Here is a 22730-nt window from a genome sequence, read left to right as displayed (position 1 = left end):
CATGACCCGGACGACCACCGGCACGTTCCATCCTCTGGACCCGTTGGGGGCGGACGAATTCGCGCAGGCTGCGGCCGTCCTCGCCCGGGAACACGGGGTCGGGGACGGCTGGCGGTTCGCGTCGATCGAACTGGCCGAGCCGGCCAAGGCCGAGGTGTCGGCGTTCGACACGTCGGGCGCCGTCCCGGACCGCCGGGCCGTCGTCGTGTGCTTCGACCGCAGCAGCGGAGACACCTACAAGGCGCTCGTCTCGCTCACGGGAGACAACGTGGTCTCCTGGGAGCACATCCCGGACGTCCAGGCGAATTTCACCGTGGACGAATGGGAAGAGGCGGACGCCTTCCTCCGCGGGCACCCGGACGTGGTCGCGGCGCTCGCGAAGCGCGGGATCACCGACATGAGCCTGGTGTTCATGGACGTGTGGACGTACGGCGACGCGGTGACCCCGGAAAAGTACAAGGGACGCCGGCTCGGCTGGTCGGACACCTGGGTGCGGGCGGCCGAGGGCGCCAACCCGTATGCGGGCCCGGTCAACGGTTTCCACTGCGTGATCGACGTCAACAAGATGGAACTGCTCGAGATCGAGGACACGTTCAGCGTCAAACGTCCCGAGGTCATGGGCGAGTACGTGCCCCGGCACATCCCGGAACGGATCCGCGACGCGAGCACCCGGCCGCCGTTGAAGCCGTTGGACATCGTCCAGCCGGAGGGACCGTCGTTCACGCTCGAGGGCAACAAGCTCGAGTGGCAGAACTGGTCGCTGCGGGTGGGGTTCAACTACCGCGAGGGCATGACCCTGCACGCGGTGACGTACAACGACAACGGCCGGGTGCGCTCGATCGCGAACCGGATGTCGTTCGCGGAAATGGCGGTGCCGTACCGCGATACCAGCACCGATCACTACCGCCGCACCGCCTTCGACATCGGCGAGTGGGGCATCGGGTTCATGACCACGTCGCTGACCCTGGGCTGCGACTGCCTCGGTGAGATCCGGTACCTCGACGCCGTCCTCCACGACAGCCACGGTGTGCCGTACACGATCGAGAACGCGATCTGTATCCACGAGGAGGACAACGCCGTCCTCTGGAAGCACGTCGACCACGACGCCGGCGCCGAGGTGCGCCGCATGCGGCGGCTGACGGTGTCGACGCACGTGACGGTCGCGAACTACGAATATCTCGTGTACTGGCGGTTCTACCAGGACGGCAACATCGAGTGCGAGGTCCGCGCCACCGGGATCATGGTGGTCAGCCACTTCCCCGAAGGCGGGGAGCACCCCAGCGGGACGCTCGTCGACAACCGCACGTACGCGCCGTTCCACCAGCACTTCCTGGTCGCCCGCCTCGATCTCGACGTGGACGGCACCGAGAACACGGTGTACGCGACCGAGACCGAGGTGGTGCCGATGGGCCCGGACAACCCTCTGGGTCTGGCGCTGCGCCAGAAGAACACCCCGCTGCGCACCGAACACGAAGGCCGCCAGGACTTCGACTGGCAGAGCCAGCGGGCGTGGAAGGTGGTCAACGACAACACGACCACCGGGCTCGGCACCGCCCCCGCCTACAAGCTCGTTCCCGGCGGCGCGATACCGTCGATGTTCGACCCGGCGTCGCCGATCTTCCAGCGCACCGGTGCGATCGGCCACACCGTCTGGGTGACACCCAACTCACCCGACGAGCGCTGGCCTGCCGGGGAATTCGTGAACCAGAGCAAGGTCGATCACGGACTTCCCGCCTGGACCGAGGCAAACCGCCCGATCGAGAACACCGACGTGGTGCTCTGGTACACGTTCGGTATCAACCACATTCCCCGGCCGGAGGATTGGCCGATCATGCCTGCGGACACCGTGTCCTTCTGGCTGAAGCCGGCCGGATTCTTCGACCGCAACCCCGCCCTCGACGTCGCCCCCACCCCGGAGGCGTGCGATCACCATTCCCACCACGAGGACTCCGATGACTGATTTCGAACGGCTCCGCGCCACCCTGCCCACCGGTCTGTGGATCGACGGCGCCCAGACCGACCCGATCGACGGCGGCACGTTCCCGGTCTACGACCCGGCCACGGGAACCCTCATCGCCGACGTCGCCGATGCCGGCGGCAAGGACGCGATGCGCGCACTGGACTCCGCCTCGGCGGTCCAGGAGGAATGGGCGGCGACCGCGCCGCGGCAGCGGTCGATCATCCTGCGTTCGGCGTGGGAGAAGGTCATCGAGCGCACCGACGACCTCGCGCTGCTGATGACGATGGAGATGGGCAAGGCACTGCCGGAAAGCCGCGGCGAGGTGAACTACGGCGCCGAGTTCCTGCGCTGGTTCAGCGAGGAAGCCGTCCGCATCCAGGGCCGCTACACCACGTCACCGTCGGGTAGCGGACGGATCATGGTCACCAAGGTGCCGGTCGGACCCACCCTGGCCGTCACGCCGTGGAACTTCCCCCTCGCGATGGGCACCCGCAAGATCGGCCCCGCGCTCGCCGCCGGCTGCACGATCATCGTCAAGCCCGCCGAGGACACCCCGCTCACCATGCTGCTGCTCGCCGAGATCTTCGCCGAGGCAGGCCTGCCCGCCGGTGTGCTGTCGGTGCTGCCCGCGTCGAACGCCGCCGCCGTCACCGAACCGCTGCTCGCGGATCCGCGGCTGCGGAAGGTGACGTTCACCGGATCCACCCGGGTCGGCAAGATCCTCATCGAGCAGTCCGCCCAGCAGGTTCTGCGCACCTCGATGGAACTCGGCGGCAACGCCCCGTTCGTGGTGTTCGACGACGCAGACATCGACGCCGCGGTCGAGGGCGCGATGGCCGCGAAGATGCGCAACGGCGGCGAGGCCTGCACCGCCGCCAACCGCCTGATCGTGGCCAACTCGGTGCGCGAGGAATTCACCACCAAGCTCACCGACCGGATCGCCGCGCTCACCGTCGGACCGGGCAGCGACGACGGCACCAACGTCGGCCCCCTCGTCAACGAGAAGCAGCGCCGCAACGTGGCGTCCCTCGTCGACGACGCCGTCGCCGCGGGCGCCCGGGTCCGCACCGGCGGCAAGTCCGTCGACGGTCCCGGCTACTTCTTCCAGCCCACCGTCCTCGACGAGGTGCCCGCGAACGCGCGCATCGTCCGCGAGGAGATCTTCGGACCCGTCGCCGCGATCACCGGTTTCGACACCGAGGCCGAGGGCGTCGCCGCCGCCAACGACACCGAATACGGTCTCGCCGCGTACATCTACACCCAGAACGTCGACCGCGCGTTCCGCGTCGCCGACAAGCTCGAGAGCGGCATGGTCGGCGTCAACCGCGGAGTCATCTCCGACGTCGCCGCACCGTTCGGTGGAGTCAAGCAGTCCGGACTCGGCAGCGAAGGCGGCACCGAAGGCATCGAGGAGTACCTCGAGACCAAGTACGTCGGCTTCGCGTAAACCACCCGCCCCGAGACAGATCGGAACCGTCACCATGCGTTTGGTCGTTGGATATCTCGCCACCCCCAGCGGGGAGGACGGTCTTGCCCTCGGGGCGCAGCTCGCCCGCAGTCTCGGCGCACAGCTCGACATCTGCATGGTGCTCCCGCCGGACCGGACGGTCCCGGCGAGAGTTCCGGCAGAAACCGGCTACGACGACATCCTCGCCTCCCGTGCCCAGCGCTGGCTGGACGAGGCGAAGTCGTCGGTGCCGAGCGACATCGACGTGGACGTCCACCTGAGCTTCCACGAATCGTTCGCGCAGGGTCTCATCGACGAGGTGTCCCGGCTGGGGGCGCAGGCGATCGTCGTCGGCGCCGCCGGGGACGGCCTGCTGGGGCGGCACTCCGTCGGCTCCGTGTCGACGGAACTGCTGCACTCGGCGCACGTTCCGCTGGCCCTCGCGCCCCGCGGGGCGCGGCACTCCTCCGCGAAGAAGATCCGCGAGGTCACCTGCGCGCTCGGGACCCGGACCGGGGCCGACGTGCTGCTGCGGACGGCGGTGCGAACGTGCGAGCGGATGCAGACCCCGCTCCGCCTCGTCTCCCTCGTCGCACTCGACCCGCAGAACGACCTTCGCGATCACCGGGACACCCCCGACGACATCCGCGACCGGGCCGTCGCCCACGCGCACAGTACCCTCGAAGCGGCGAAATCCGCTCTTCCCGAAGACTTTCCCGTGTCCGTCACGATCGCCGACGGATCCTCCGTGGAATCGGCGGTCCGCACACTCGACTGGCAGGACGGCGACCTCGTCATGGTCGGCTCCAGCCGGCTCGCCCAACCTCATCGACTGTTCCTGGGATCCACCGCGGCCAAGATGCTCCGCGTCCTGCCGGTGCCCATGGTGGTCGTCCCCAAGCAGGAGTTCCCCAACAGTGAGTAAACCGTCCGCGACACCCGCCCCGGATCCACGCTCGTTCCCGACCGGAGGTTCAGACATGACGAACAGCGAAGGCGCACCGCCGTCGGCCGACGGCGCCGTGAGCGCCAAGGGGCTGGCCACCGGCGCGGTCGGGACCTTCTCCGGGGCGATTCTCGGAATCTCCTCCGTGGCACCGGGTTACACGCTGACGGCCAGCATCGGACTGATCGTCGCGGCGGTCGGGTTGAAGATGCCCGCCATCTTCATCGCCGGCTTCATTCCCATGTTCCTCACGGCGTACGCCTACCGTGAGCTCAACTCCGAATCACCCGACTGCGGTGCGTCGTTCACGTGGTCGACCAAGGCGTTCGGTCCGTACGTCGGCTGGATGTGCGGCTGGGGCATGGTGATCGCCACGATCATCGTGCTCTCGAACCTCGCGGCGATCGCGGTCCAGTTCTTCTATCTGTTCATCGCGAAACTGTTCGACGCACCGAGCATCGCCGACCTCCCCGGCAACAAATTCGTGAACGTCGGAACGACGCTCGTGTTCATCGCCCTGGCCACCTGGATCGCCAGCCGCGGCATCACCACCAGCGAGCGCCTGCAGGTCGCGCTCGTCGGCTTCCAGATGGTGCTGCTCATCGCCTTCGCGGTGGTGGCACTGGTTCACGTCGGCAACGGGTCCGCCCCGGCCGGGCTCTCGTTCGACCTGAGCTGGTTCAACCCGTTCACCGGACTGGCCCTCGGCGCGTTCGTGATCGGCCTGACGGGTTCGATCTTCGCGTTCTGGGGCTGGGACACCTGCCTGACACTGGGCGAGGAGTCGAAGAACCCGAAGAAGACCCCCGGTCGCGCCGGCCTGCTGTGCGTCGCGACGATCCTGCTGACCTACCTGCTCGTGTCGGTCGCCGCGATGATGTACGCCGGCGTCGGCGAGGACGGTCTCGGCCTCGGCAACCCGGACAACTCCGAGAACGTCTTCGGCGCCCTCGCCGATCCGGTTCTCGGCAACTGGGGCGGCATGCTGCTGTTCCTCGCCGTGTTCGTCTCCTCGGTCGCGAGCCTGCAGACCACGTTCCTGCCCGCCGCGCGCACGATGCTGGCCATGGGCGCCTACGGCGCGTTCCCGAAGAAGCTCGCCGAGGTGTCGCCGCGATTCCTGGTGCCGTCCTTCGCGACCGTCGTCGCCGGTGTCGTGACCGCGGTCTTCTACACCGTCGTCACGTTCCTGTCCGAGCGCACGCTGCTCGACACGATCGCCGCGCTGGGCATCATGATCTGCTGGTACTACGGCATCACCGCGTTCGCCTGCGTGTGGTACTTCCGGGGCCGGTTGTTCACGAGCGTGCGCAACGCCGTTTTCCGGTTCGCGTTCCCGCTGCTCGGCGGGCTGATGCTGTTCGCCGTGTTCGTCATCTCGATCGACGAGAGCATGGACCCGGAGAACGCGAGCGGTGCGTCCATCGGCGGAATCGGCCTCGTCTTCTTCCTCGGCTTCGGCATCCTCCTGCTCGGCGCCGTGCTGATGATGGTCATGCGCTTCCGCAGCCCCGCCTTTTTCCGCGGCGAGACCCTCAACCGCGACACGTCCGCGTTGCGGGACGAGGGCGATCTCACGGCTCGATCGGAGCCTGCGCCACCAAGCCCGCGATAAGCGTCCGCAGCCCGAACTCGAATGCTGCATCCGCCCGTCCGGGGTTCGGCCCGGACGTGGCGAGGGCTGCCAGCATGGCCTCGTTCGCCTCCGGCGCCGTCGCCCAGACCACTTCGGGTGCGGCGAGGTCCAGCGCCGACCCCAGCACGAAGCTGTCGACCGTCGTGATGGCGTGCAGAATCTCCTCGGGCGTGAAGCCGCCGTCCGAGAATGCCTGCGCCAGCGCGTTGTACAGCCCGAACGCCACACCGGACTGCACTGTGTGCGCGGTGAACAGAGGAATCAGCCGAGGATGCTCGGCGTAATTGCGCCGATACTCGCGCGCCAGGCCGGCCACCGTCTCGCTCCACTTGCCGTCGGGGTCCGCCACCACGATGCCCGCCATCATGCGGGCACGCATCAGTTCGATGATCTCCGCCCTCCCGGACACGTGGTTGTACAGCGAGGAGGGCCGCACCTTCAGCCGTTCGGCGAGACCCGGCATCGTGAAGTCACCGGTGAGGTCCACCATGCGCATGGCAGCTTCGGTGATGATCTCCGGCGACAGCAGTCGCTGTGATGGCCGTGGCATGGGTGCCCTCCTGGTCGGTGTGTGTCACCGGCGACCAGGGTGGATACCGAAGGAATCGAATTCGTCACGCCCCACCCCTTGATCGCCGAGCATTCACCCACCATACTTAACGAATCCAATTCGTTTTAGGCGCTCGCTGAACCGAACATCCGAGGAAACACAATGTTGACGATTACCGCCCTCACCCCTCCCGAGTCCCTGTCGCGGACGAGCGAGACGGGACGCACCCCGCTCCGTGTCGGTCTCGTCCAGCACCGCTGGCACGAGAACGATCAGGATCTGCGGGCCGAACTCGACGAGGGCATCGCCGCGGCAGCGAAACTCGGGGCGCGCGTGGTGTTCCTCCCCGAACTCACACTGAGCCGCTACCCCGCGTCGACGCCGGGTGGCGACAACCCGGGACGTACCGCCGAGGACCTCCTCACCGGCCCCACGTTCACGTTCGCCGCCAAGGCCGCCGCCGAACACGGCGTCCTCGTCCACGCCTCGCTGTACGAGCGGAACGACACCGAGGACGGTGTGCAATACGAGGACGGACTCGGGTTCAACACGGCCATCCTCGTCGCCCCCTCCGGTGAACTGCTCGCCCGCACCCGCAAGCTGCACATCCCCGTCACCGCCGGCTACTACGAGGACACCTATTTCCGCGGCGGTCCCGCAACCGATCCGTACCCCGTCCACACCGCCGAGGCACTCGGCGGGGCAAAGCTCGGACTGCCGACGTGCTGGGACGAGTGGTTCCCCGAGGTCGCCCGCGCGTACTCGCTCGGCGGCGCCGAAATCCTGGTGTACCCCACCGCGATCGGCTCGGAGCCCGACCACCCGCAGTTCGACACCCAGCCGCTGTGGCAGCAGGTGATCGTCGGCAACGGCATCGCGAACGGCACCTTCATGGTGGTGCCCAACCGCCACGGCAGCGAAGGCCTCATCACGTTCTACGGCTCGTCGTTCATCTCCGACCCCTACGGCCGGATACTCGCGCAGGCCCCGCGCGACGATTCCGCGGTCCTGGTCGCCGACCTCGACCTCCAGCAGCGCGAAGACTGGCTGGCCCTGTTCCCGTTCCTGGCCACCCGGCGCCCCGACACGTACGGCGTCCTCACCGAGCCGGTCGATCACGCCTCCCCGTTCGGGAGGGCCTGATGACCTGGCGCATGCCCGCGGAAGGCGAACTGCACGAACGCACCTGGATGGCCTACCCCAGTGAGGGCTACTCCCTGGGCGACACCGCCGAGGAACACCACGAGGCCCGCACCACGTGGGCCGAGGTGGCGCACGCCGTGGCCCGGTTCGAGCCCGTCACCGTCGTCGTCGACCCCGGACAGGTGTCCGCAGCCGAGGAATACCTGTCCGCCGACATCGACATCGTCGAGGCGCCGCTGAACGACGCCTGGATGCGCGACATCGGACCCACATTCGTGCTGTCCGAGGACGGACGCCTCGGCGGCGTCGACTGGATCTTCAACGGCTGGGGCGGCCAGGACTGGGCCCGGTGGGACAAGGACTCGAAGATCGGCGCACTGGTCGTCGAGCGGTCCGGGGCGGAACTCGTCGACTCGCCCATCGTCAACGAGGGCGGCGGCATCCAGGTCGACGGCCTCGGCACCGTGCTGGTGACCGAGACCGTGCAACTCGACCCCGGCCGCAACCCCGAACTGTCGAAAGCCGACATCGAGGCCGAGCTCGCCCGGACGATCGGTGCCACGAAGGTCATCTGGCTGCCGCGCGGACTGACCCGGGACCAGGACACGTACGGCACGCGCGGGCACGTCGACATCGTCGCCGCCATCCCGTCACCGGGCGTCGTCCTGGTGCACGACCAGCGCAACCCCGAACACCCCGACTTCGAGGTCAGCAAGGCCGTCATCGACGTGCTGAAGCAGACCACCGACGCCCGCGGTGAGTCGTGGGAGATCATCACCGTCCCCGCGCCGACAGTCCTGCGCGACGAGGAGGGCTTCGTCGACTACAGCTACATCAACCATTTCGTCGTCAACGGCGGCATCATCGCGTGCAGCTTCGACGATCCCGCGGACGAGGAAGCAGTCGCGATCCTGTCGGCCGCCTACCCCGGCCGCACGGTCGTGACGGTCGACGCCCGCCCGCTCTTCGCGCGCGGCGGCGGAATCCACTGCATCACCCAGCATCAGCCCGCTGTGCGCTGACGCGCCCGTGAGTACTTGTTAACGTCCCGGGGGCTGTTGCGGAATTGAGTGAGGGCGGTCCGGGTGCGGGTGTCTCATGCCGAGGTGGGTGCCGGTGCGGGGGTGGCCCCCGCCGGGTCAGGGGGTGGCCGGGAGCGGGGTGCCTCCGGTCAGGTGGGTGAGGATCTTGCCGAGGTTGTGCACGGCGGCGTGGAACGCCCATTCGCTGCGGGCGCGGTCGAGGCCGCGGCTGGTGAAGCGGCGGAATCCGAGGTTGTGTTTGGCGTGCCCGAACACGGTTTCGGCGATGGGTGAGCGTTTGCGGTAGGTGGCGATACCGGCCTCGGTGCGCAGCCGGTGGGTCATGGCCTGGATCGGATCCGCTTGCGGCGGTGGCGGTCCGGTGACCGGATCAGCGGTGGCGGCGGCCTCGAGGTGACGGGATTTGCCGGTGGCGATCAACCGGTCCGGGCCCGGCGCGGTGAGGTTCTCGCGGGAGCAGTAGCCGGCGTCGAAGAGCATCACCCCGATCAGCTCCTCCGGGCTCGTGCCGGTCGGTTCCTTCCCACGTCGGGTGGTGTCGATCAGGTGCGCGGCCGCCCCGGCCTTGTCGACCATCTCGGGGAAATAGTCGTAGTCCGCCGGGCCGGTCCCGACCCCGGTGGCCAGGATCAACCCGTCCTCGCTGGTGAAGGCCTGACAGTTGTAGCCCTGCACCCAGCCGCCGCCGCGCAGCGGCTGCAACCGCGAATCGGGATCGGTGGTGTTGCGGCGCCGCTGCCCGGCGGCGGCGGCGCGCTCACCCTGTTTGCGGAGGGCGGTGTCGAGTTCGGTGCGCCGGCGCCGGACCAGGTGGTGCTTCTCGACCGGTTTCGGTGCGAACCGGGTGCCCCCGCCCCCGGCCTCGGTGCCACCCTGGAACCGCTCGATCACCGCGTGCTGGGCGGCGACCGCCTCGGCCAGACGCCGCTCGGCGGCGGCGACCTCGGCCCCGACCGGCACCCGGCCCATCACCGTCTGGCCCGCGTCGAGCCGGGCCAGATAGTCCTGCGCCTTCTGGTCCCGCTCGCACCGTTCGGCGTCCTTCTCCGCGTCGAGCTGGGCCAATGCCTCGGCGATCCGGGCCGAGCGGGTGCTGGGATCGGCCAACTCCGCCGGCACCTGTCCCGGGCCCGGATCGTCCTCGCCGTAGAGGTCGTCCTCGGCGTCATCGGTGGCGGCGTGCGCGGCCACCGCGGCGGCGGCGATCCGCGCGGCCTCGGCCTCGGCTGCCCGGCGCAGCCCGTCCTCGGTGCGGTTGGCGTCCTTCGATGCGTTCGAGGCGATCTTCACCCCGTCCAACGCGATCGTCTCGAGTCGGCCCAGACCCAACCGTGCGGCCAGGATCAGGACCTGCGTGAACAGGGCCTCGCAGGCGGTGTGGTTGTCCTTGCGGAACCGTGAGATCGTCACGTGATCGGGGGTGTCGCCGGCGCAGATCACCCGGTAGGACACCACCTCCGAGCAGGCCCGCTCGATCTGCCGCGACGACCGCACCCCCCGCGACCACGCCCAGATCAGCAGGGTCACCAGCATGTCCGGGTCGTACCCGGCGCGCCCGGCACCCCCGGTGCGGCGAGAGCCGTGAAAAGCGCTGGTGTCGAGATGGGTGTCGACGATCTCGATCACCGTCCACACCGGATGCGTGGGCGGCACCCACTCCCGCATGTCCGGTGGCAACAAAAACTGCTGATCACGATTCACCGGTCGATACCCCTTGGCCACCAACACATTATCCAAGAAACATCAGGTCGGGGCGCCGCGGCACGCGGACACCCCGACCCGGAAATTTGAAACAGCCCCCCGGCGGTTAATAAGTACTCACGGGCTAGCGGCGGCGACGCATGTAGTCGCTGACGACGGCGGCACCGAGACCGTCCAGCCCGGGCGCCACGACGCGTCCGCCGACCCGCTCGGCCATCCGGTCCACCACCCGCGCGAGGCCGGGATCCTCACCGAGCCGGAAGAACGTGACGTGGGCACCGAGCCGGGCGAGGGTGTCGAGTTCCCGGACCGTCAGACCGAGGGTCCGGGCGCTCGGCGGGTAGTCGAAGTACGCGAAGCCGTCCGGCTCGAGGTGGGCCGTCGGCTCACCGTCGGTGACGATCAGGACCACCGGCTGGGCGTTGGGGTGCCGGCGCAGATGCCGGGCCGCCAGCAGCAGCGCGTGGTGCAGGTTGGTGCCCTGGTCCCACGCGCCGTCCAGGCCGGCCAGCTCCGACGGCGTCAGCACCTGCGCGTGCCTGCCGAACGAGATGAGCTGCAGTTCGTCGCTGCGGAATCGGGTGCTCACCAAGTGGTTCAGGGCGAGGGCGGTGCGTTTCATCGGCACCCACCGCCCCTCCATCACCATCGAGAACGACGTGTCGACGAGCAGCGCGACCGCCGCCTGCGACCGCTGCTCGGTCTCCATCACCTCCACGTCCGCCACGGACAACCGGACGGGGACGCGACCGCGCTCGACCGGATCGGACGCCGCCCGCAGCACGGCGTTGGTGATCGTGCGCGTGACGTCCCACGGCTCGGTGTCGCCGAACGCCCATTCGCGGGACGCGCCGGTCGGCTCCCCCATCGCCCCGGCGCGGCGCGTCTCCCGTTGCCCGCCACGCGAAGACAGTTGCTGCGCCACGTCCCGCAGAGCGGTCTGGCCGAGTTGCCGCATCGCCTTGGGCGACAGCCGCCACTGGCCGTCCGCCCCGCGGTCGAAGAAGCCCTGATCGCGCAGGGCCTTCTCGAGTTCGGCGAGGGTCTGAGCATCGGCCGCCGCCTCCTCGCCGAGTTGCCGGGCCAGAGCGTCCGCGTCGATGTCGTCGAGTTGTGCGCCCGCGTACTGCTGCGACAGTTGCTCGGCGAGCGACTCGAGTTCCGCGATGTCCTGCAACGCCCCGGTGCCCTCGCCCAGGCCCATGCCGTCGTCGCCGCGGAACCGCTGCGCGCCCTGCCAGTCCTCACCCGGGCGCGCGGCCTGCAGATGCTGGTCCAGCCGGTCGAGCTGCCCGATCAGCGACGGATCGCCGAACGCCTGCTGCGCCAGCGCATCCAGTTCGTCGCGCTGCTCCTGCGACAGCGAGTTCCGCAGGCGCTGCGCCGCCGCCGCCCGCTGCGCCAGTGAGTCGAGCAGTTCCTCGACGTTCTGCGGGTTCTCGGGGAAGTACTCCCCGTGCTTGTCCATGAACTCGTCGAACTGTTCCTGCGTGTCCTCGCCACGGGAGTGCTTGTCCAGCAGGTCGTTGAGGTCGGCGAGCATCTCGCGGATGCGTTCGCGGTCCTCTTCCGTGGCACCCTCGAGGGCCTGTTTCATGCCGGCGAACCGCTGGTCCAGCACCTCGCGCCCCAGGAGGTCCCGGATCTTCTCGTAGTCCTCGCGGGCTTCCGAACTGCGCCAGTCGTAGTCGGCGAGTTCCTGCACGGCCTGCGCGGTGGACGACGACAGTTCCTCGAGACGCATCTCCGAGAAGCGGGCGTCGTCGTCGAGCGCGCGGGCCAGCGCCTTGCGTTCCTCGAGCACCGCGCGGTCGAGGAGTTCCCGGACCTCCTCGAGTGTGCCGTTCAGGTTGTTCCGCTTCAACAGCTCACGGCGACGCCGATTGGCCTCGGCCGCAAGCTCGTCCAACCCGCGCATGTCCCGGTTGCCGCGCCGGAGCATCTCGCGCAGCGCCTGCCGCGGCGACGTTCCCGCGAACACGTCGTCGCCGATCGCGGCCAGGGCCTCGCGCAGGTCCACCGGCGGCGCCAGCGGATCACCGCCCTCGTACGGCCCGTACCGCGCGTTGTGCGGTCCGCGCTCCGCCTTGCGGGACATTACGAATACACCGTCTGCCCGTTGATGTCCGGGTTCTTCGAGATCCGCCGCGCCAGGTACAGCCCTTCGAGGGCGAACTCGGCGGCCGCGGCCCGCTCACCGTCGGACTCCGCGCCCAGACGCTCGGCCAGCTCGTCGAGGACCTCGAGTTCGGGCAGCTCGTTCAGCAGCGCCTTCGCCGTGATCCGCTCACCGGTCACCACCGGGTCGCCCTGCTCGACCGCGTCCACGAGTTCCGCCAGGTCGATGCCGCCCAGCCGGGTGCGGACCGTGTCGGCCGTCGCCCGCCGGAGCAGGTGCTCCAGGACCTCGATCTCGCGCCCCTCCTCACCGGATTCGAATTCCACCTTGCCCCGCAGTACGTCGACGACGGTTTCGAGGTCGACCGGCCGCGCGACCGGGTCGGCTTCACCGAGCACGGCGCCACGATGCACCGCGGCGGCACTGACGGTTTCGGCGCCTGCCACCGCGAAGCGGGCGGACACACCCGACCGCTGATCGACCGACGTCGACTCGCGGAGCAGACGGGTGAACCGGGCCAGGATCTCGAGGAGGTACTCGGGCACCTCCGCGGTGAGATGCGCTTCCTGCAGGATGACCGCGACCTCGTCGTCGAGCCGGGTCGGGTAGTGCGTGCGGATCTCGGCACCGAACCGGTCCTTCAGCGGGGTGATGATGCGACCGCGGTTCGTGTAGTCCTCCGGGTTCGCGCTGGCCACCATCAGGACGTCCAGCGGCAGCCGGAGGGTGTATCCGCGGACCTGGATGTCGCGTTCCTCCATGACGTTGAGCAGCGACACCTGGATGCGTTCGGCGAGGTCGGGCAGTTCGTTGATGGCGACGATGCCCCGGTGCGCGCGGGGAACCAGCCCGAAGTGAATGGTTTCCGGGTCGCCGAGACTCCGGCCCTCCGCCACCTTGACCGGATCCACGTCGCCGACGAGGTCCGCCACCGACGTGTCGGGGGTCGCGAGTTTCTCCGAATACCGCTCGCTGCGGTGCCGCCACGCGACGGGGAGGCTGTCGCCCAGTTCCTGCGCCCGACGGATCGACGCCGGGGTGATGGGCTCATAGGGATGCTCCCCGAGTTCGGAACCGGCGATCACCGGGGTCCATTCGTCGAGGAGCAGATTGAGGGTGCGGAGGAGGCGGGTCTTGCCCTGACCACGTTCGCCGAGCAACACCACGTCGTGACCGGCGATGAGAGCCCGTTCGAGCTGTGGTTCCACCGTCTCCTCGAAACCGACGATGCCGGGCCACGGATCACGACCGTCGCGTAGGGCCGCGAGCAGATTCTCGCGGATCTCTTCCTTGACGGTGCGTTGAATGTGGCCCGACTCGCGGAGCTCGCCGACGGTGGAAGGTCTGTGTTCCGATGACGTCACCACTCCACGCTACGAGGGTTCGAGCGAATCGGCACGCGGTTAACGCGCGCCGACCCGCCCGGGTCAGTCCTCGCGGCGCAGCGGGAGCAGTTCGCGGACCTTGCGATCGCGCAGGTACAGACCCGCCCAGACCGCGATTCCGACGTACACCGCGAACAGCACCGTGCTGAACAACGGCTTCTCGACGCGCCAGTTGGTGAGCACCGCCCCACCGAGATAGCCGGTCAGCAGCACCGCACCGAGCGGGGCGGTCCGCGGCACCAGATAGAGCACCGTGCAGAGGAGCAGCACCACTCCGATCGGCACGATGATGTGCATCGGCAGTCCCAGTTCGGCGGCCGAGTCCTCCACCGGTCCGATCTTCAGGAGCTTGCCGACCGCGTCGAACAGGAGGAAGGCGCCGACGAGTCCGCTGAGGACCCAGCCCACCGTGCGCGCGGATCCCGACTCCGCCGTCACGGGTGTGGTCGCGGTGCTCACGACTCCTGCCCCTGCGCCGCATCGACATCCATCCACACGACCTCCCAGAGGTGACCGTCCGGGTCCTGGAAGCTGCGGCCGTACATGAATCCCTCGTCCATCGGATCGTTGGAGAAGGATCCGCCCGACGCGAGCGCCTTGTCGGCCAGCGCGTCGACGGCCTCCCGGCTGTCCGCGGAGATGCAGATGATGGATTCGGTGGTCGTGGTGGCGTCCGCGACGGCCTTCTTGGTGAAGGTGGAGAAGAACTTTTCCGTCAGCAGCATGACGTGGATCTGCTCGCTGACGACGATCGACGACGCGTTCTCGTCCGAGAACTGGGGGTTCTTCCGGTAGCCGAGCGCCTCGTAGAAGGCCGTCGACTTGCCGAGGTCCTTCACGGGGAGGTTCACGAAGATCGTGGTCGACATCGAATTCTCTTTCCGTCGGTGGAGCCGAGTGTTTTCGGTTGACGAGCCGTGCGACCTTGTGGAGCAGATCACGTACCAATGTTGCAAAAAGAAACCTATTGATGTCAATAGGCAACTTCGGTCTATAGTTGAAACCATGGCACGGCAGGCTTACGGGCAGTACTGCGGACTCGCGCATGCCCTGGACATCGTGGGACAACGCTGGGCACTGCTCATCGTCCGAGATCTCCTGGTCGGACCCCGGCGATATACGGATCTCAAGCAGGGTTTGCCGGGCATCCCGTCCAACATCCTGTCGGCGCGCCTGAAAGAACTCGAAGACGCCGACGTGATCGCTCGCCGCGCGCTGCCCCGGCCGTCGAACGCGGTGGTCTACGAACTGACCGACTACGGCAACGCCCTGGAGGACGCCGTGAAGTCGCTGGGCCGGTGGGGCGCCCGCACTCTCGGCGAACCCGACCCGGACGATGCCGTGACCGTCGACTCGATGGTGATGGCGCTGCGATCGACGTTCCACCCCGACGCCGCACGGGACGTCACCCTCACCTACGAATTGCGGCTCGGGCCGATCGTGCTGTCCGCCCGCATCGACCGCGGCGCACTCGAGGTCGTGGAGGGCGCAGCCGAGCGGCCCGACCTCGTGATCGAGACCGGGCCGGCGGTGAAGGCACTAATGGCGCGCGAGATCACCCCGGAGGACGCCATCGCTCTCGGCAGCGTGTCCGTCACCGGCGACCCGGCGCTGCTCGCCACGTTCGCCGACGTCTTCAGCATCCCCTGAGGGTCCGCCTACGCGGCGGCACCGTACGCGGACGCGGCGTCCAACTCGCACCAGGCGCAGCGGTAGCGCTCGAGTGTCACCGGATCTGCCTCCGCCAGAAGGGAATCGAGCAGGACCCGCGGATCGTGGCGCCAGGCCCGGACCACGTCCGCGACCGCGCGGTTCGAGAACAGACCCGACCCGGTGAGCGCGGACACCCACTCGTCGATCGCTCCCCGGTGAATCCGCTCGACGGCCTCCGGGCGGAATCCGCCGTCGACGAAGTCGAGGGAGAACATGGCGGCGACGACATCACCGGTGGTCAGCTGTACGACGTTCATGGTGCGGCACCTTCCTGGAGTCGGGGGCTGTCCTCGGACGTAATCCGTTGGAACAACTGGTGATGCAGACGCTAATCGCCGATTGTGTGAGTTCTGTGATGCTTCTCTGAGATCTCGGCCGCGATGCCCGCCTGCCGTGATCGCCGAGCTTCTACACTCCGTGCATGGAGACCTGGGTTCTGCCCGGACTGCTCGGCCTCGGCCTCGCCGCCGCGTCGGGACTGCGCACGTTCCTGCCGTTGCTGATGCTCAGCGCCGCGGTGCACTTCGAGGTGCTCGGGATCACCCTGAACGAGTCGATGCGGTGGCTCGGTTCGACCGGGGCGCTGGTCGCGCTGTCGATCGCGACAGTGGTGGAACTGACCGCCGATCTGATCCCGTTCGTCGACAACGTGCTGTCCGTGATCGGCAACGTCACCGGTCCCGTGGCGGGTGTCATCGCGACCTGGGCAGCCTTCGCGGACGTGGACCCGTCGACCGCCGCGATCGCCGGAATCGTCATCGGCGCGCCCACCGCTCTGGCGTTCAGCACCGCGCAGACCGGGACCCGTGCCGTGAGCACGGCCTCCACCGGCGGACTGGCCAATCCCGTGGTGTCGGTGATCGAAGACGTGGTCTCGTTCGTCACATCCCTGATCGCCCTGCTGCTTCCGCTGCTCGTCATCCCGCTACTCGCGTTCCTGCTGTGGTTCGCGTGGCGAGGGGTGCAGCGGGTGCGGCGACTGCGCACGACGTGAACTGGTAGACAGTCCCCATGCCTGACACCGAGATCACGTTCGACAGCGGTGCCGTCACGTACTACGGCAGCCTGCGCACCCCCGACCACGCGAACGGGTCGGCGCCCGCCGCGCTGCTGCTCGCCGGCAGCGGCCCCACCGACCGCAACGGCGACAGCGCCCTGCTCCCCGGTGACATCGGAACGCTCCGCCACCTCGCCGATGTGCTCGAACAGCACGGCATCCCCAGCCTGCGCTACGACAAGATCGGCAGCGGCGAGACCGCCCTCGGCCCCTACGAGGTGGAAGAAGTCGGGGGTCTCGGATTCACCACCTTCGTCGACGCCGCGTCCGCGGGCCTCGACTTCCTGGCCGCCCAACCCGGGGTCGACCCGTCGAAGCTGATCGTCATCGGTCACAGCGACGGCGGACTCGTCGCCCTCGCGCTCGCGACCGCGGAAGACGAGTCGCGGGTGCGCGCCGTCGGACTGCTCGAACCGCTGAGCGTCCGGCTCCTCGACCTGCTCACCACGCAGATCCACGGCCAACTCGACGCCGTCGTCGGCACCGGCCAGCTGCCGGTGGAACTGGCCGACGAACTCCGGCTCGCGCTCGCGGACACCGTCGAATCCCTGCGCACGTCGGGCACGATCCCCGACGACCTTCCGGAACCGTTGCAGAACGCCGGGCTGGTCCATGCCAACGCGAAGGCCCTCGCGGAGGAGGACGCTCTCGACCCGCGCGCACTGGCCGGCCGGCTGCCCGCCGGGTTCCCCGTCCTCACCAGTTGCTCCGCCAAGGACATCCAGGTACAGCTCGCGGACGTCGACGGCCTGAACGACGCCCTCGCGCACACCGCGCTGACACCGGTGCGGATGACGAACGCCAATCACGTCCTCAAGGACGTCGGCGACCGTCCGTCCACCGGACCGGATTACGTGGAACCGCTCCCCTACTCGGCGGAGTTCACCGAACCGTTCAGCAGCTGGATCGCCGCTCTGTAATCAGTTCCCGCCGGCTCCGGTGATCACGGCCATCAGTGTGCTCGCCAGATCGGACACGAGCCCCAGGTTCTTGTCGTTGACGAGATCCTCGAGCCCGTCGAGGCCCTCGACCTCGAGCAGCGGCGCCAGCATCTCCATCAACTCGGAGAACTGCGCCGAATCGGGTGCCGTCGACTTCGGTGCCGCCTTCGGGGTGGTCGCCTTCGGGGTCGTGGTGGTGGTCGACGACGCGCTGTCCTCGCTCGCCTCGGGCGTCGTCGTGGTGGCCGCCGGCGCTGCTGCCAGCTCCTCGGCCGGCGCCGCCTCCGACCCCGTCAGCAGGTAGGTGACGACGCCCGTCGTGATGGTGATCGCGTGCTTCAACTGGCCGTCGGTGCTCTCCAGCTGGGCGGAGTCTTCCTTGTTGGAACCGTTGCCCATCTCGACGAACACCAGCGGAACCTGAGTCAGCGCGGGCCCGGCCACATCGGCGCGGGTCTGAAGGCCGTCGTTCACGCCGGCGTAGTTGGCGGGAACGAATCCGTCGGATTTGTAGGCGTCGCGCATCATCGTCGACGCCTCGAGCCCGCCGCCGGACTGCGCCGCGTCCGCCTTCTCGTCGGGGATGGGCAGCGACGGGATGATCATGTGGAACCCGTGCTTGCTCGCGTCCTCGCCCTGCGCCGTCGAGTCCGCGTGAATGCTCACCGCGAGATCGGCATTCGATTCGCTTGCCGCACGCGCTCTTTCGTCGACGCATCCGCCCCAGCCGGTGTCGTCCTGGCGACTCAGGACGACCTTCGCGCCGAGACTCTCGAGGCTGCTCTTCACCAGCTGGGAGACGTTCCAGTTGATGGTGTGCTCGGGCACCCCGCCGAGCGACGTCATGCCGCTCGTCTGGCAGTCCTTGGTGTTGCCCCGGCCGTCGTTCACCTGCTGCGCGAGGTCGTGGCCCTCGCTGGAACCCTGATGTCCCGGGTCGAGGAACACCGTCATCCCGGACAGTTCGGTGCCGGTCGCCGTCGCCGCGGGTTCCGCCGAAACCTGGGCAGGGATGAGCACGGACGCACCCAGGACGCAGGCGCCGAGGCCGGCCTTGATCGCAAATCGGTTCATAACGGGGATGGGCGCACCGTCGCAGTCCGGGCGCCACTCTCCTTCCACAGGTGCCACTCGAGTCACATCAGCCCCGAGTGAATCAGCTGCACCGTGCGCGCGGGCAGCTCGAGGCCGTATCGAAAGCAACCTGTAACCAAAGTGTGGGGCCGAATACGCAGTTCCGCCGGCAAACGCCGAGAGGAGGCCTGCGGTTCTGCGCACTCACACCGGAGCACCCGCCTGCCGCAATCGGTCCCGCACTCGCGCGACGATCACCTGCGGCCGCCGACGCAACTGCTCCGCGTTCACCCGCACCACCCACCCGAGCTCGGCGAGCCGTTCCATCCGCTCGATGTCCCACGTGCGCTGACGTTCGTCCGACCAGTGATGTTCGCCGTCGTACTCGACGAGCACCTTCCACCTCCTCCAGCCCAGGTCCGCACGGGCGAAGACGCGGCCGCGGCGATCCTCGATCGGTATCTGTGTCTCCGGTGCGGGCAGCCCTCCACGGATCAGGACGAGGCGAGTGCGTGTCTCCGGTGGGGATTCGGCACCGGGATCCACGAGCGACACGACGTCACGCAGCGACGCGAGTCCACGTTCGCCCCGATGCCGTCCGGCCACCGAGGAAATCTCCGCCGGGCGCAGTCCGGTGTCGTGGCAGAGGGAGTCGAGGACCTCGACGGCGCGATCAACGGGCAACCACCGGCCCAGGTCGAAGGCTGTCCGCGCCGGAGTGGTGACGAGCATCTCGCCCACGCGACACACTTCGTCCGGCAGGAGGGCATCCGCGCGCACCTCGATGCCGTCGACGGATCGGCGGCTGCCTCGCCGGATGAGCGTCGCCGACTCGCCTACGCCGATCCACCGGGTTCCGTGTACGGCGGCCGCGGAGAAGCCCGCGAGTACCGCTTCGCCGTCGGCCCACAACCAGGCGGCACGTGCACGTGAGAGCGCTGTCAGTTCGGCACTTCTGTGCACGTACACGTCCCGGTGCAGGCGCCGGTAGGTACGTAAACCGTGCCGCGTGAGCTGCCCGTCCCGCAGCGCTTCGGATCCTCGGAACGGTTGCTGGAATTCCCCCATCGTCGAACCCTGACAGTCCGGCACTCGACATACGTCGCGAATTCCGGGTCTGTGGATAACGCACGTCGCCATCCACAGAAGCGTCACTGCGCAGAACTGTGGGTAAACATCGAGTACAACCCTGCATTTCTGCGCAGCCGCTGGATAATGGAAGTGCAAACCCTCAACCGGTGATGTACGGTCATCTACCAACCAGCAACGACACGCAGAAAGGTACGGCCATGATGCAGCTTCACGCGCTCTTCGCGTCCGTACCCGCATGGCGTCGCTGCTTCGCCGACAAGCACATCACCAAGTTCGGCGCACCCCGAGAATGTTGAGACTCAACCAAGTCATTCTCGGGCACCCAGGGCAAACCCCTCGGGTGCCTTTTCTTTTACCTTTCACTTTCAGGAGCACCCCATGAAACTTCGTATCAACCAACTGTCCACTTCTCCCCCGTATCTCGATCTGCCGGACGACCTCACCGGTTACGCCGTCACCCTCGACCTGTCGCACTGCGATGCCGCCCACGAGGCCGGTCTGGGTGAGCTGATCAGCGAGGTCCGCAGCCGCGGCGCCGCCCGCGTGGTCATCACCGGTTCGCCTCGCGAACTCCAGGGCACGGGCCGAGCACACGGGGCCGCAGCCGCCTGACGACGCGGAACGGGCCCCGGCATGATGCCGAGACCCGTTCGAGAGTTGCCGAACGCTAGTGCGCGAAGTGCCGCGCACCCGTCAGGTACATGGTGATGCCGGCCTCCTTGGCCGCATCGATCACCTCGTTGTCGCGGACGGAACCACCCGGCTGCACGACTGCCTTGACGCCGGCGTTCGCGAGCACCTGCAGTCCGTCGGGGAACGGGAAGAACGCGTCCGACGCGCCCACCGACCCGACCACCCGGTCACCGGCCCGCTGCACCGCGAGGTGCGCGGAGTCGACGCGGTTGACCTGGCCCATGCCGACGCCGACCGACGCACCGTCGGAGGCGAGCAGGATCGCGTTGGATTTCACCGAACGGCACGCGCGCCATGCGAACTCGAGATCCTTCAGGGTCTGTTCGTCGGCGGCGTCGCCGACGGCCAGCGTCCAGTTGGCGGGGTCGTCACCCTCGGCGTCGAGCACGTCGCGCTCCTGGAGGAGCGCTCCCCCGGACACGGGACGCAGTTCGATTCCCGTCGCAGTGGGTGCCTGGGCAAGGAGGACGCGAATGTTCTTCTTGCGCTGCAAGACTCCGAGCGCACCGTCCGCATAGGAGGGGGCGATGATCACCTCGGTGAAGATCTCGGCGACCTGCTCGGCCATCTCGACGGTGATCTCGCGGTTCGCGGCGATGACTCCGCCGTACGCGCTGACCGGGTCGCAGGCGTGCGCCTTGCGGTGCGCCTCGGCGATGTCGGCTCCGACCGCGATGCCACACGGGTTCGCGTGCTTGATGATCGCGACAGCCGGTTCGCTGAAGTCGAACGCCGCACGCCAGGCGGCGTCACCGTCGGTGTAGTTGTTGTACGACATTTCCTTGCCGTGCAACTGCTCCGCCTGGGCCAGACCGGCCGGGGCGGCGGGGTTCACGTAGAGGGCGGCCGCCTGGTGCGGGTTCTCGCCGTACCGCAGGACCGCCGAGCGGTCCCAGGTGGCGCCTGCCCACTCGGGGAACTGCGAGTCACCCGGTTCAACCAGTGTGGACGTCATCCAGCTGGCGACCGCGACGTCGTACGACGCGGTGTGCTGGAACGCCTGCGCGGCGAGCGCGGTGCGCTCGGGCAGCGTGAAACCGCCGTCGGCGACCGCGGTGAGCACGTCGTCGTAGCGGGCGGGATCCACCACGACCGCGACGGACGGGTGGTTCTTCGCGGCGGCACGCACCATGGACGGCCCGCCGATGTCGATCTGCTCGACGCACTCGTCGGGGGTCGCCCCCGATGCGACGGTCTGCGTGAACGGATACAGGTTCACGACCACCAGCTGGAACGCCTCGATGCCGAGTTCCTCGAGCTGCGCGAGGTGCTCCGGCTTCCGGGTGTCGGCGAGGACGCCGGCGTGCACCCGCGGATGCAGCGTCTTGACCCGGCCCTCGAGGCATTCGGGGAAGCCCGTCAGCGCCTCGACGGGGGTGACCGGGATGCCGGCGTCGGCGATCTTCGCTGCGGTCGACCCTGTCGACACCAGCTCGACGCCTGCCTTGTGCAGGCCCGTAGCCAGTTCGACCAGACCGGTCTTGTCGTAGACGCTGACGAGCGCTCGGCGTACTGCCTTGCGTTCACTCACTGGGGATCACGGCCTTTCGTCCATCGGAAACAACTCCACGGGTGGCGACAGCGGCGATGACGTCCGCCAACAACCGTCGCTCCACAGTCTTGATGCGCTCGTGCAGGGTCGACTCGTCGTCGCCGTCGAGCACCGGCACGGGTTCCTGCGCCAGGATCGGGCCGGTGTCGACACCCGCGTCCACGAGGTGGACGGTCGATCCCGACACCTTCACGCCGTAGGCCAGCGCATCGGGGACCGCGTGCGCGCCGGGGAATGCGGGCAGTAACGCGGGATGCGTGTTGATGATGCGACCGCCGAAACGGTCCAGGAAGGCGGGGCCGAGGATCTTCATGAACCCCGCCGACACGACGAGCGACGGCTGGTGCGACGCGACGGCCTCGGTCAGCGCGAGGTCCCAGGCGGCACGGTCTGCGTGGTCGCGCAGGCTCACCCGGAAGTGGGGAATGTCCGCCGCGTTCGCGTGGGTGGTCGCGTCACAGTCGCGGTCGACGCCGACGGCGACGATCTCGGCGGGATACCCGTCCGTGTGTGTTGCGTCGATCAGCGACCTCAGGAGGGTTCCCGCACCGGAGGCGAGTACGACGATCCGCGCCGGCGAACCGGTCGTGGGCCTCAGGTGGTCACGCGAGGAAGTCAGCGCTCTACTCCTGAACAATCGAAAGGCCGGGTGAATCGAACGACGGGCGAAAATGGGGG

The 22730-nt window shown here is 68.4% G+C and carries 21 protein-coding genes; 10 read left to right on the top strand and 11 right to left on the bottom strand.

From position 1 onward, the window contains the following. Position 1 precedes the first annotated feature (1 nt). The 4 genes from ACLIVD_RS09755 to ACLIVD_RS09740 are packed head-to-tail and all read left to right on the top strand — an operon-like array spanning position 2 to position 5968. Entirely contained in the window at positions 2-1960 is a 1959-nt protein-coding gene (locus ACLIVD_RS09755) for a primary-amine oxidase (protein ID WP_491932371.1), read from the top strand. Beyond that, positions 1953-3407, top strand: coding sequence for an NAD-dependent succinate-semialdehyde dehydrogenase (locus tag ACLIVD_RS09750; RefSeq protein ID WP_491932370.1), 1455 nt, complete (start codon positions 1953-1955; stop codon positions 3405-3407). Before ACLIVD_RS09755 ends, ACLIVD_RS09750 begins: the two co-directional genes overlap by 8 nt. A 34-nt stretch (positions 3408-3441) precedes the next feature. Continuing rightward, entirely contained in the window at positions 3442-4332 is an 891-nt protein-coding gene (locus ACLIVD_RS09745; protein WP_283331533.1) for a universal stress protein, read from the top strand. Between the two features lie 55 nt (positions 4333-4387). Next, positions 4388-5968, top strand: a complete 1581-nt coding sequence (locus ACLIVD_RS09740) for an APC family permease (protein ID WP_491932369.1) — start codon at positions 4388-4390, stop codon at positions 5966-5968. Here the strand turns inward: ACLIVD_RS09740 and ACLIVD_RS09735 are convergent. Then, on the bottom strand, positions 5928-6539 hold the full coding sequence (locus ACLIVD_RS09735; protein WP_005238594.1) for a TetR/AcrR family transcriptional regulator: 612 nt from the start codon (positions 6537-6539) through the stop codon (positions 5928-5930). The genes ACLIVD_RS09740 and ACLIVD_RS09735 overlap by 41 nt on opposite strands. A gap of 162 nt (positions 6540-6701) precedes the next feature. On the opposite strand from ACLIVD_RS09735, the gene ACLIVD_RS09730 reads away from it, so the two are divergent. Both ACLIVD_RS09730 and ACLIVD_RS09725 read left to right on the top strand, forming a co-directional pair. Beyond that, a complete protein-coding gene (locus ACLIVD_RS09730) occupies positions 6702-7682 on the top strand; it encodes a nitrilase-related carbon-nitrogen hydrolase (RefSeq protein ID WP_283354032.1) in 981 nt (326 codons plus the stop codon). Continuing rightward, a complete protein-coding gene (locus ACLIVD_RS09725) occupies positions 7682-8704 on the top strand; it encodes an agmatine deiminase family protein (protein WP_491932367.1) in 1023 nt (340 codons plus the stop codon). Before ACLIVD_RS09730 ends, ACLIVD_RS09725 begins: the two co-directional genes overlap by 1 nt. 117 nt (positions 8705-8821) lie before the next feature. Here ACLIVD_RS09725 and ACLIVD_RS09720 read toward each other — a convergent pair whose 3' ends face one another. The 5 genes from ACLIVD_RS09720 to ACLIVD_RS09700 all read right to left on the bottom strand — a co-directional run bounded on the left by ACLIVD_RS09720 (position 8822) and on the right by ACLIVD_RS09700 (position 14799). Beyond that, positions 8822-10453: a transposase gene (locus ACLIVD_RS09720; protein ID WP_491932853.1), complete on the bottom strand. Its 1632-nt coding sequence runs from the start codon at positions 10451-10453 to the stop codon at positions 8822-8824. 97 nt (positions 10454-10550) lie between these two features. Beyond that, positions 10551-12524 carry a vWA domain-containing protein gene (locus tag ACLIVD_RS09715; RefSeq protein WP_491932366.1) on the bottom strand — a complete coding sequence of 658 codons (1974 nt, stop codon included), beginning with the start codon at positions 12522-12524 and terminating at the stop codon, positions 10551-10553. Beyond that, positions 12524-13909, bottom strand: coding sequence for an ATP-binding protein (locus ACLIVD_RS09710; RefSeq protein ID WP_005238585.1), 1386 nt, complete (start codon positions 13907-13909; stop codon positions 12524-12526). Before ACLIVD_RS09710 ends, ACLIVD_RS09715 begins: the two co-directional genes overlap by 1 nt. A gap of 63 nt (positions 13910-13972) precedes the next feature. Further along, positions 13973-14389 carry a DoxX family protein gene (locus tag ACLIVD_RS09705; RefSeq protein ID WP_280784105.1) on the bottom strand — a complete coding sequence of 139 codons (417 nt, stop codon included), beginning with the start codon at positions 14387-14389 and terminating at the stop codon, positions 13973-13975. After that, positions 14386-14799 (bottom strand): VOC family protein, encoded by a 414-nt coding sequence (locus ACLIVD_RS09700; RefSeq protein WP_283331539.1) that lies wholly within the window; start codon positions 14797-14799, stop codon positions 14386-14388. Before ACLIVD_RS09700 ends, ACLIVD_RS09705 begins: the two co-directional genes overlap by 4 nt. Positions 14800-14935: 136 nt before the next feature. Between ACLIVD_RS09700 and ACLIVD_RS09695 the strand changes: the two genes are divergently transcribed. After that, positions 14936-15580, top strand: coding sequence for a winged helix-turn-helix transcriptional regulator (locus ACLIVD_RS09695; protein ID WP_280784107.1), 645 nt, complete (start codon positions 14936-14938; stop codon positions 15578-15580). Positions 15581-15588: 8 nt separating this feature from the next. Here the strand turns inward: ACLIVD_RS09695 and ACLIVD_RS09690 are convergent, their stop codons facing one another. Beyond that, entirely contained in the window at positions 15589-15900 is a 312-nt protein-coding gene (locus ACLIVD_RS09690; protein WP_280784108.1) for a hypothetical protein, read from the bottom strand. 164 nt (positions 15901-16064) lie between these two features. Here ACLIVD_RS09690 and ACLIVD_RS09685 point away from each other — a divergent pair, with 164 nt between their 5' ends. Next, positions 16065-16637, top strand: coding sequence for a DUF4126 domain-containing protein (locus ACLIVD_RS09685; RefSeq protein WP_317567966.1), 573 nt, complete (start codon positions 16065-16067; stop codon positions 16635-16637). Positions 16638-16654: 17 nt separating this feature from the next. Then, complete coding sequence (locus tag ACLIVD_RS09680) at positions 16655-17620, top strand: alpha/beta hydrolase (protein WP_283354037.1); 966 nt, start codon at positions 16655-16657, stop codon at positions 17618-17620. Here the strand turns inward: ACLIVD_RS09680 and ACLIVD_RS09675 are convergent, their stop codons facing one another. Then, complete coding sequence (locus ACLIVD_RS09675; protein WP_283354038.1) at positions 17621-18715, bottom strand: N-acetylmuramoyl-L-alanine amidase; 1095 nt, start codon at positions 18713-18715, stop codon at positions 17621-17623. 204 nt (positions 18716-18919) lie between these two features. Beyond that, entirely contained in the window at positions 18920-19783 is an 864-nt protein-coding gene (locus tag ACLIVD_RS09670) for a hypothetical protein (RefSeq protein WP_283354039.1), read from the bottom strand. Positions 19784-20185: 402 nt separating this feature from the next. Between ACLIVD_RS09670 and ACLIVD_RS09665 the strand changes: the two genes are divergently transcribed. Beyond that, positions 20186-20419 carry a hypothetical protein gene (locus ACLIVD_RS09665; RefSeq protein WP_005238564.1) on the top strand — a complete coding sequence of 78 codons (234 nt, stop codon included), beginning with the start codon at positions 20186-20188 and terminating at the stop codon, positions 20417-20419. Positions 20420-20474: 55 nt separating this feature from the next. Here the strand turns inward: ACLIVD_RS09665 and purH are convergent, their stop codons facing one another. Further along, entirely contained in the window at positions 20475-22031 is a 1557-nt protein-coding gene (gene purH / locus ACLIVD_RS09660) for a bifunctional phosphoribosylaminoimidazolecarboxamide formyltransferase/IMP cyclohydrolase (RefSeq protein WP_280784113.1), read from the bottom strand. After that, positions 22024-22689, bottom strand: a complete 666-nt coding sequence (gene purN / locus ACLIVD_RS09655) for a phosphoribosylglycinamide formyltransferase (protein WP_280784114.1) — start codon at positions 22687-22689, stop codon at positions 22024-22026. The genes purH and purN overlap by 8 nt, the downstream gene beginning before the upstream one ends. Positions 22690-22730: the final 41 nt, after the last annotated feature.

Source organism: Rhodococcus sp. G6(2025) (genome assembly GCF_058628105.1).
Note: the sequence above shows the minus strand (reverse complement) of the source record. Positions and strands in the feature narration are given on the sequence as shown.